Source organism: Arthrobacter sp. NPDC056493 (assembly GCF_042795115.1).
Lineage (GTDB): Bacteria > Actinomycetota > Actinomycetes > Actinomycetales > Micrococcaceae > Arthrobacter.
In genome coordinates, this window is record NZ_JBHTSL010000125.1 from 1 (window position 1) to 1,575 (window position 1,575).

Here is a 1,575-nt window from a genome sequence, read left to right on the forward strand (position 1 = left end):
TGGGTGCAAACGCTTTTGAATCCGTTTGCGGGGGTGGTGTGTGGTGTAAGTTATCGGCCTATTAGTACCGGTCAGCTTCACGAGTCGTTAGTCCTCGCTTCCACATCCGGCCTATCAACCCAGTGGTCTGGCTGGGGGCCTCTCACACACAAGGTGTATGGAAATCTCATCTCGAAGCGAGCTTCCCGCTTAGATGCTTTCAGCGGTTATCCCATCCGAACGTAGCTAATCAGCGGTGCACTTGGCAGTACAACTGACACACCAGAGGTTCGTCCGTCCCGGTCCTCTCGTACTAAGGACAGCCCTTCTCAAATTTCCTGCGCGCGCAGCGGATAGGGACCGAACTGTCTCACGACGTTCTAAACCCAGCTCGCGTACCGCTTTAATGGGCGAACAGCCCAACCCTTGGGACCTACTCCAGCCCCAGGATGCGACGAGCCGACATCGAGGTGCCAAACCATGCCGTCGATATGGACTCTTGGGCAAGATCAGCCTGTTATCCCCGAGGTACCTTTTATCCGTTGAGCGACGGCCATTCCACAATGTACCGCCGGATCACTAGTCCCGACTTTCGTCCCTGCTCGAGATGTCTCTCTCACAGTCAAGCTCCCTTGTGCACTTACACTCGACACCTGATTGCCAACCAGGCTGAGGGAACCTTTGGGCGCCTCCGTTACTTTTTAGGAGGCAACCGCCCCAGTTAAACTACCCATCAGGCACTGTCCCTGACCCGGATTACGGGCCGAAGTTAGATGTCCAAAGTGACCAGAGTGGTATTTCAACGATGACTCCACCCGAACTGGCGTCCGGGCTTCAACGTCTCCCACCTATCCTACACAAGCCACTCCGAACACCAATACCAAACTATAGTAAAGGTCTCGGGGTCTTTCCGTCCTGCTGCGCGTAACGAGCATCTTTACTCGTACTGCAATTTCGCCGAGTTTATGGTTGAGACAGCGGGGAAGTCGTTACTCCATTCGTGCAGGTCGGAACTTACCCGACAAGGAATTTCGCTACCTTAGGATGGTTATAGTTACCACCGCCGTTTACTGGGGCTTAAATTCTCAGCTTCGCCGTGAGGCTAACCGGTCCTCTTAACCTTCCAGCACCGGGCAGGAGTCAGTCCGTATACATCGTCTTGCGACTTCGCACGGACCTGTGTTTTTAGTAAACAGTCGCTTCCCCCTGGTCTCTGCGGCCCCGATCCCCTCCCGGTCGCTAGTACCGTTCAAGGTTGGGGCCCCCCTTCTCCCGAAGTTACGGGGGCATTTTGCCGAGTTCCTTAACCATAATTCTCTCGATCGCCTTAGTATTCTCTACCTGATCACCTGTGTCGGTTTGGGGTACGGGCGGCTAAAACCTCGCGCCGATGCTTTTCTAGGCAGCATAGGATCACCGAATCCCCCCTTTACGGGAGTCCCGTCAGATCTCAGGCACATGAACAGCGGATTTGCCTACCGTTCGCCCTACATCCTTGGACCGGGACAACCATCGCCCGGCTCGGCTACCTTCCTGCGTCACACCTGTTAATACGCTTGCCTCCCAGGATCAGGTCCCGCGCTCCACCAAAACCCT

Annotated in this window: 1 rRNA gene; it reads right to left on the reverse strand. The window is 55.2% G+C overall.

Annotation, left to right across the window (positions count from 1 at the left end):
- Positions 1-40: 40 nt before the first annotated feature.
- A 23S ribosomal RNA gene (locus tag ACFQ50_RS24500) occupies positions 41-1,575 on the reverse strand; the annotation flags it as partial.